General features: G+C 67.0%; 8 protein-coding genes and 1 pseudogene. 5 read left to right on the top strand and 4 right to left on the bottom strand.

The genetic code is table 11. The features are described 5' to 3' along the window. The first annotated feature begins 119 nt into the window (after positions 1 to 119). Positions 120 to 575 carry a hypothetical protein gene (locus tag IEZ27_RS50960; RefSeq protein WP_189653886.1) on the top strand — a complete coding sequence of 152 codons (456 nt, stop codon included), beginning with the start codon at positions 120 to 122 and terminating at the stop codon, positions 573 to 575. 204 nt (positions 576 to 779) lie between these two features. Here IEZ27_RS50960 and IEZ27_RS50955 read toward each other — a convergent pair whose 3' ends face one another. Then, on the bottom strand, positions 780 to 2,012 hold the full coding sequence (locus IEZ27_RS50955; protein ID WP_189653885.1) for a phospholipase D-like domain-containing protein: 1,233 nt from the start codon (positions 2,010 to 2,012) through the stop codon (positions 780 to 782). A 165-nt stretch (positions 2,013 to 2,177) separates the two neighbouring features. Next, positions 2,178 to 2,537, bottom strand: coding sequence for a hypothetical protein (locus IEZ27_RS50950; RefSeq protein ID WP_189653884.1), 360 nt, complete (start codon positions 2,535 to 2,537; stop codon positions 2,178 to 2,180). Between the two features lie 29 nt (positions 2,538 to 2,566). Here IEZ27_RS50950 and IEZ27_RS50945 point away from each other — a divergent pair, with 29 nt between their 5' ends. Beyond that, positions 2,567 to 3,433 carry a LysR family transcriptional regulator gene (locus IEZ27_RS50945; protein ID WP_189653883.1) on the top strand — a complete coding sequence of 289 codons (867 nt, stop codon included), beginning with the start codon at positions 2,567 to 2,569 and terminating at the stop codon, positions 3,431 to 3,433. Positions 3,434 to 3,443: 10 nt separating this feature from the next. On the opposite strand, the gene IEZ27_RS50940 is transcribed toward IEZ27_RS50945, so the two are convergent. Next, a complete protein-coding gene (locus IEZ27_RS50940; RefSeq protein ID WP_189653882.1) occupies positions 3,444 to 4,358 on the bottom strand; it encodes a hypothetical protein in 915 nt (304 codons plus the stop codon). A gap of 266 nt (positions 4,359 to 4,624) precedes the next feature. Here IEZ27_RS50940 and IEZ27_RS54635 point away from each other — a divergent pair. Further along, a pseudogene (locus IEZ27_RS54635) lies at positions 4,625 to 4,786 on the top strand (hypothetical protein); the annotation flags it as partial. Continuing rightward, complete coding sequence (locus IEZ27_RS50935; RefSeq protein ID WP_229825090.1) at positions 4,755 to 5,030, top strand: SDR family oxidoreductase; 276 nt, start codon at positions 4,755 to 4,757, stop codon at positions 5,028 to 5,030. The pseudogene IEZ27_RS54635 and the gene IEZ27_RS50935, both read left to right, overlap by 32 nt. A 591-nt stretch (positions 5,031 to 5,621) precedes the next feature. Here the strand turns inward: IEZ27_RS50935 and IEZ27_RS50930 are convergent. Next, complete coding sequence (locus IEZ27_RS50930) at positions 5,622 to 7,205, bottom strand: hypothetical protein (RefSeq protein WP_189653881.1); 1,584 nt, start codon at positions 7,203 to 7,205, stop codon at positions 5,622 to 5,624. A gap of 168 nt (positions 7,206 to 7,373) precedes the next feature. Between IEZ27_RS50930 and IEZ27_RS50925 the strand changes: the two genes are divergently transcribed. Continuing rightward, positions 7,374 to 8,042: an ImmA/IrrE family metallo-endopeptidase gene (locus tag IEZ27_RS50925; protein WP_189653880.1), complete on the top strand. Its 669-nt coding sequence runs from the start codon at positions 7,374 to 7,376 to the stop codon at positions 8,040 to 8,042. Positions 8,043 to 8,179: the final 137 nt, after the last annotated feature.

The raw sequence follows: 8,179 nt of genomic DNA, 5'->3' as shown, positions 1-8,179 counted from the left end.
ATCTGCCGGCGGAACTCCGGCGGATAGTTGTTCGGCACAGTGGACTCCTTCCGGGAACCAGGGTTCCCCAGAGGTCAGGTGTCCACCAAACCGGGCCAACTTCATTCACCTTCCCCGGCATGCCCTTGGACACCCGGTTCTTCGCCGCGCCCGGGCTCAGCGGCGACGGCAAAGTGCTGGCTCTGCTCCGGCAGGACCGCACCATCGCCCTGTTCGACACCGCGACCGGACGGCCGCGGCCGGTGACCTTCCGCGCCCCCACGGTGTTCTTCGGCCTGGACACCACAGGCGAACACCTGCTTCTCGCGGAGAGCGACGCCACGGGCCTATCCGGGGCGAAGGCCAGCGAGTTGAGTGAGCTGTCCCCAAGGAGATCTTCCGGGTGGAAGAAGCCGCTGAGCGGGAGCCCGAGGGGCTGGCCGGCAGTGACATCCCACAGCTGGATTTGGTCGGTTGCGTCTGCCACGGCCAACAGGCGTCCGTCGGGTGAGAAAGCCGCAGGGGAGCCGCCGACGCTCCCGCCGTCGCACGCCAAGGCGTGCGACGGAACGCGGGTCACGCGCCGCCTCGGGTAGCCGGACATGCGATTTGCTCACTGGTCCACGAGCTCGCGGGTGACGCCGAGAATACGGACGCGGCTGTCGGTGCTTGGTCGTCTTCCCGTTCAGCATGGCGTCGGTGGCGGAGCTGTCAGGTCACACCCCGGAGGGTCACCCGGCGCGCGACCTTTCTTGATTCACACATGAGCGGCGCCGGTGCCCCTCTTTCCGTTCCAGGGTTCACTCTGCTCGTTCGTCGGGGGACTCGACCGTGGGAGGCAGACTCCTGGCCAGCCCCTTGCTGGTCTGGACCTCGACGTCGGCGGCCTTCTGGACCTCCCAGAAGTTGTATTTGAAGACGCGATGGACCTCGGGGTCCGTGATCCGCAGCATGGTCTCGTCGTTCTCACGGAGCGATGATGAATTGAGATTCATGCTGCCGGTGAAGACAACCTGCTGGTTGATCTTGCCGTTGTACGTGCCGTCGATCAAGAGGTCCTTTTGGTGTGTTCCAGGGGCGTCCCTGAACGTCCGGATTTCCGGACCGTGATAGCCGTTCGGCGGCTTCAGCAGTGCTTGCAGGGCGGCCGTGCCGGCGTGCCGGTACACGATGTCGACGTAGCAGCCCTGCTGGTCCAGGTCCCACAGCCGCCTCGCCACGGCCTCCTGGGCGATGTGCCAGGTGGAGACCCTGATGATCGTGCGATGGTCGCCGGTGGTGCCGCCCTCCGTGTTCCCCTCGCATTTCACGTGGCCGAGGATGTTGTACATGGTGTCGCCGTCCTTGCGGGGCGAGTGATAGACCTTCATGATCGGCGTCTCGACTGGTGGATGCGTCTCGTAGTAGTCGGGGATCAGCTTCATCTGCACCATGTCGTCGAAGTAGGCCAGGTAGGCGTCGTAGACGGCCGTGTCGGAGAGGGTGTACGAGCTGTTCCACTGGCCCGTCCCGGAGCCGCCTTGCTTGAGGTTGGCGCTCGACTGCATGACGACGTTGGAGCTGCCGAGGGTGTTGGAGAACAGGTAGAACTTGTTGTGCATCTTCGAACCGTCGTCGCCAGGGACGTTGCCGATGCAGGCGGTCGAGGAATTGGTGTCGTGCCGGCAGTGGGTCGCCCAAGACGACTTGCCGATCTCACCGCCAAGCGCCGCGGCGAGATCCTTGAATTGAGCGCTGTCCTTGGCGCCGCCGTCGGCCAGAACCTTGACGTTGACGCCCCTGGCATGCGCGGCCTTCAGGGCGGCGAGTACATCGGGATCGGTGAACTCGAACACCGTCATCCGGATGTCCGAGCCCGTCTCCGCGCCGTCGATCAACACGATCAACTGATTTACGATCTTGGTCTTGTCCGCCGTGTTGGGGTTGTTGAACACGGCGCCGAGCGGCGCCTGCCGCACGGCGTGCGCACCGGCCGTGCTCGGCCACAGAAGGGGCAGGGCGATGGCCGTGGCCACGATTTCACGCAAGAGCATGGTGATGAGTCAACTCGGTACCGATATAGACCTGCTTCAGATCAACTTTGTCACGCCGGGTAAGCACGTGCCGCTGCGCAAGGCTGAGCGCCGGTCCTGCCCCACGGAGATCGCGAATTCCCTCTCCGCCAGACCGCTGTGAGATATGGGATGAACGAGTCTTTCTTATGTTAAGCAGGGCGAGACTGGACGATCGAGACAGGTGTAGGTGACCTGCTTGGGCTGGGCCTGGCCGGCCAGGATGTTGACGTACAGCTTGACGCCGGCGGCCACGGCGTAGGCGTGCCAGGCGCCGGTCCGCTTCCACTGCCATGCCTCGAACTCGGGGTGTGGCCAGATCTTGCCCTTGGCGAAGGAGAGTTCGCCGCCGAGGCGCGGAGGAACCCGAAGACCTTCGTCGTGGCCGTGGCCCGCGCCGGCGCGACCGGCATCACCAGCCCGAGGAGGACGGCTGGCAGGACGATTACGTAGCTTCGTGCCCGCCATTCTCTCCCACTCAAGTTCATGCCCCTTCGGTAGATCCATAGTCAAGATTCCGATATACCGTCGCGCGTGTGGACTTACGCCGATTGCAGTACTTTGTGGTCGTCGCGGAAGAGGGCAGCGTGGGACGCGCCGCCCGTCGCCTGCTCATCTCCCAGCCGCCGCTGAGTCAGCGCATTCGCGAACTGGAGGCGGAGCTGGGATGCGCGCTGTTCGTCCGCACCGCGCGCGGGATGATCCTCACTATGGCCGGCGAGGTGCTGCTCAGGGAGGCCCGGGAACTGCTCGCCGCCGCCGCGGGCGCGGTCGAGCGAGTACGGCAGGCGAACGGTGAGCCGGTACTGCGGATCGGTGTGCTGGGCCCGGCCGAGTCGGCCTTGTCGGCCGAGGCTGCCCGGAGCTTCACCCAGCGGTATCCGGCCTCGCGGGTCCAGCTTCGCCAGGGCAACGTGGCCGATCCCACGATCGGGCTCAGGCGCGGCGAGGTCGATGTGGCGATCACGTTCACGCCGTTCGACGAGACCGGGCTGGCGGTTCACGCGGTCCGGGCGGAGCCGATATACGTGGCGCTGCCCATGGACGACCCGCTGGCCGACCGGCTCTCACTCGCCTGCGTCGAGCTGTACGGCCACCGGACCGTCCGGCTGCCCAGCGAGGCGGACCCCACCTGGGTGAAGTTCTGGCAGATTCCGGGCGACGGTCCGGTGGTGCGATCACTCGGCGAGGGGTTACACGCGGTCCTTTGGCAGCAGGCCGCGATCTTCGTTCCCGAGCGGACGACCCGGACGAATCCCGTCCCGGGCGTGCGCTACGTCCCGCTGGCCGATCATCCCTCGACCCACCTCGTCCTGGCCAGGCGAAGCACCGATCACTCGCCCCTGGTGACCGGCTACATCGCCGCGAGCCTCGCCTGGGCCCAGAACTCCGAGTCCGCCTGACGGTTACCGGTCAGTCATCGATCAGCTTGATCCAGCCCGAGACATTCCAGGCCGCGGTCGAGGGGCTGTAGATGGCGAAGTCGGTCGCGCCGCCGATGGTCGTGTAGCCGCTCTTGCCCTTCCAGCTCACCCCGACGCCGGTGTCGGTGCTGTTGGCCCAAGCCCAGGGGTCGACCTGGCCCCGGCAGTTGTAGATGCTGCCTCCGATCGAGAAGCCGAGGAAGCTGACGGAGATGGGCTGCTGCCGGCAGGGCTCGAAGAACTGCGTCCACTTGGGGTCTTGGTCGACGATCGCGTTGCCGGGCGGGACATAGGTCCACTGCCAGGTCTGCTTGATCTCCGTGCCCTTCGCCAGGTCGTTGGCGCTGTGCCAGATCTGGCCGAGGACTCCCCAGTTCCCGGCTCCGTCGTTGTGGACCAGCCAGTAGCCGTACCAGCCGTAGATGTGGGCGTTGCCGAACCAGTAGTCGGCGACCAGGGCCCAGTCCGGGTTCCGGTCCACCGGGGTGCTCAGGGCGGCGGCGGTTCCGCTGGTCGCCGGATCGGGGACGGAACCGGCGTACTTCAGCAGTTCGGACTTGCTGAGGTTCGGGCCGGTGATGGACAGGCCGACCGCTCGGCCGCCGGCGAGCTGCGCGGAAGGGTTCACACCGGGGACCTGAGACGCCGCGTGGACGACCCGGACGGTGCTGCCGGGCAGCACTCCCTGAAGCCTGAGCTTCGCGCCGGTGTTCGAGGTCCAGGTGATGGTCCGGACTCCGATGGCATCCGCCGCGCTGACGGACTCGGTGAAGGTTTCGCCCGCCTGATCGGAGACGATGGTGACCGGCTTGTCTCGGCCGGGCGGCGGCGACTGAGCCGCTGCCGGACTCGTCGTCAGGGCCAGCGTCACGGTGACCGCGGCCAGGATGTGCAACGACCTCATGGTTCTCCTTCCGGTGCCGGAGCGGGGTGACGAGGGGAGGTGCGGCTCCAGCTCTTCCAGAAAACGATTTCAGTAACCGCTCGTCCAAGACTTTTTTGGGATCACCGGGACAGTTCTCGATATGGCTGACTTCCGCGTAACTGTCAATCCCTCAAGCCGTGGAGACGGTCCTATGCCACAGCGGCCCTCAGCAGGACCGTTGATGCCTGCCGCTTCTTGATCATCAGGCGCTCGAATGTGACAGGCGGCACCCCGTCGTTGGCACTGTGCCTGCGCTTGACCATGTCGCCATTGAAGCGATCGGGACGAGGAGGGCATTCGCGCAGCGCGGGCCGGGCGGGTTCTTGCCGCTGCCCGGCGCCGCCCACTACGCCGCATCCAAGGCCGTCCTCGAACATCTCACCCGCAGCTGGGCGCTGGAACTGGCCGGCGACGGCATCCGCGCCAACGCCCTGGCCCCCCGGCCCCACCGAGAGCCAGGCTCAGACCGGCGCCGGCCTGCCCGAGACCGTCGTCCAGCAGATCAAGCGCGAGGAGGCCGCCCGCATCCCGCTCGGCCGCCGCGGCGAACCCGAAGAGGTCGCCACCTGGATCCTGCGCCTGGCCGACCCCGCCACGACCTGGCTGACCGGCCAGGTGCCGGCCATCGACGGCGGCCTGAACCTCACCTAGCCCACCCAGCCCGGCACAGCCTCTCCAGCCGCTCGGCGCCGGTCAGCCCCACAGATCGGCCGCTGCTGACGAATCCCCGCCCAGCAGAGCGCACGCGGCGTCGCCCGCACCTTGGCGCGCTGACAGGGCGTGAGCCTGGCCTTGCTCTCACGGTCCGGGCCGGGAATCAAGCACGGCGCCCATCCGCGGTGGTGGGCCCCGCCCTGATCTGACTGTCGAAGTGTCTGGCCAGGGTCGCCTGGCGTCGGCGAGGTCGGCGAGCGCCCTGTCTCGGCCGAGCAGGGCGATGGTGCGGTCGATGGCTGAGGCGTAGGCGCGGTGCATGTTGGGAGTGGCGGTGGGGCCGTGGCGAGGAAAGCGTCGAGGGCCGGATGGCCGGTGCCTCAAGGCGACAAGCAGCCTACTTGCCTTACGTGCCTGACAAGATCACATCTCCCTGACCTGTGAGAAGGCGTCAACCACCCAAGATGACGATGGAGGGCACTGGTGATCAACGCGTCTTACCCGCATCACCTCCACGACGACATGGGCCGGGAGTATCCTCCGGGCTCATGTCGTGTGCAGGGGTTGTTCGCCCGGGCGGTGGCGAGGTCAGGAAGAGACGTGGCCGACCCAGTCGATGTGCCAGCCGAGCCGCTCGGCCTCGTCGAGCGTCATGGGCACGCCGTCGCGCCATCTGAGGACAACACTGAAGCCGGTGGCAGTGGCGTTGTAGATGGCAGTGGTACGGAGGTCATGCTCGCCGTAGAAGTCACCTCCGAGAGCGATGAGGTAAATGGGGCAGCTGGTGAACCCGGCCGCGGAGGTGTCGACGGTGATGTCGTAGTAGTTCCCTCCTGTCGGCCTCCAGCCATACCGTGGGGTGCTCCGTCCTGAGGCCGCTCCGTTAACGTTGCGGGCGTACAGGGTGCCCGGGTCGTTGGAGCCGAGTGCGCTCCAGAGTTTCATTCCGCCTGTGAGGAACCTGATGTCTCCGTCGCCGTCGTTGGGTCCGCTCACGTAGTCGGTTCTGATGCCGCTGACGTACAGGGTGCCCAGGTCGCTGGAGCCGCCTGCGCTCCAGACTTTCACCCCGCCCTGGGGGAAGGTGATGACTCCCTCGCCGGTATTGGGCCCCTCCACATATCTGGCCTGCATGCCGTCGGCGTACAGGGTGCCTAGGTCGTTGGAGCCGCGTGTGCTCCAGACTTTCACCCCGCCCGAAGCGAAGGTGATGTCTCCCTCGCCGGCGTTGAGCCCCTTCACATACTCGGTGGCCACGCCGCTGAGGGTGGCATCGCCGGCCGTCAACGTCCCCTTCACGCCGGAGGTGTCGGAGATCGCCGCCCCTGTGCCGTTGATGGTGAGGCCCCAGTTGGTCGTGGTCCCCTGGACCCGGGGTGTCTTGATCTCGGTGGTGGCGGTGAGGGTGTCGAGTTCGGGGTTGCGCACGTGAACGGTCGTGGTGAGGAAGTGCTGCTGCTGCGTGGCGGGGTCGGTGGCGATGAGGATGTAGGTGGTGGCCCGCTTCGGGGCGGGCGGTGACCAGCTGCCTCCGGAGACGGGGACGGGCTGCGGCGCGCCCGGGTACATGATCTGGTAGCTGAAGCCGGCGGAGCCCTGCCAGTTCAGCGTTACGTTGGTGCCGGCATCCACCATGGCGTTGTTCGGATGGAAGCTGTGCGGCGGGAGCTCTTTCGCAGCGGTCTTCGCCAGCGCCACCGCCGCGAAGCGGTCGACCTTCTTGGCGCTCTTGGATCCGCCGTTCTCGGTCACCGTCAGCACGACCGGCCCGGCGGTGGGGGCGACGGTGACGTTCTCCAGCGTCAGCACCATGGAGTCGCCGGGGGCGAAGGCCCTTTTGCCGACCGGGGCGGTGGCCTGGAAGCTGTTGGAGCCCTGGACCCGCTGAAGGGGCACCGGCGTCCGGGTGCCTGGCGGCGTGCCCGGCGGGGTGCCCGGTCCTGTGCGGTGCTCGCCCTTGGGCTTGATCTTGTTGAGGTCCGAGGCGGGGGTGAGGTCGCCGGCGCCGTTGCCGACGGGCACGTCCACCTTGATCGTGGACCAGTTCACCTGCTGCTGCCCGCTGTTGGTGATGACCAGGTACACCGTTCCCGTGGACTTGGGCTGCTGTCCGGCCGCTGACGCTTCCAGGGGCGCCGGGTCGGTGAGGACGGTGTAGGTCAGCAGGGTCATGGTCACCATTCCTTTTCGTGGAGGACGGCGCGGGCCGATGGCCTGCCCGCGGCAAGAGGACCGGGCCTGGCAGGGCAGGCGGTGACATGGGTGACGCCTCGGCAACCCGCCTTGACGCACCGGAGAAGATCACCTCTTGATCCAATCGCCCAGCGTTGGAGCGTGACAATGCCACTCAAGGCGGCCATAACAGGACGGTCCGGCAACATCATCAGCGTCTTGACGAGCATGGAGCTCGGGCATGTTTTGCACCACGGCAAACGCCTTACCTTCCTGGATGACGACCCGGCCAAGGACGCTGGTCAATCCGCCGAAGAAGATGAGGCCAACCGTTTCGCCGCCGACACGCTGATCCCCCTGCATCTCAACGCGGACTACCAGCGCTTGCGCGCCCGCCCCACGCCGTTCACCAATATCGAGGCGTTCGCTGCGCGAGCCGGCATCGCCGAGGGCATCGTCGTCGGCCGGCTGCAGTATGACCGCGCCCTGCCTCCCAGCCAAGGCCATCGCTACCTCAAGCGCTTCGAGTTCCTCGCATACACGGGCCGAGCGCAAGCCAGGTACCTGCAGTGGTGCGCCGCAAGCAGCGGAAAGAGCGCGTCTGGCACGTGCATGGATCGGGCGTCGTGCGCAGCCCGTCGCGACGCCGACCATGCCGCCGCGCTCCAGTCCGCGCGCCCGCCGCTACCGGCCGTCCCGACGCAAGAGGGCCCGAATGGGACAGCACCACCAGGCACACCCCCGAACGGACCGGACGACGGCTCCCGCACCGCTCGCAAGGCCCCTGTCAGCGCCAGAAAACCACCGGTACGCGCCGCACCCGGATGGCTACCCTGACGGGATGCAGATCCGCAGCCAGGTCCTGAAGCTGTTAGCCACCCCGGGCACCGCCCCCCGATGCTTCGACGCCTACCTGCCAAAGGCGATCCGCGCCGCCACCGGCTGCCGTCCACACCAGGCATGGGGGGCCTGTA

This window comes from Nonomuraea spiralis, assembly GCF_014648435.1.
In the GTDB taxonomy this organism is placed as follows: domain Bacteria; phylum Actinomycetota; class Actinomycetes; order Streptosporangiales; family Streptosporangiaceae; genus Nonomuraea; species Nonomuraea spiralis.
The sequence above is the reverse complement of the archived record's forward strand: the minus strand, read 5'-3'. Positions and strand labels throughout refer to the sequence as shown.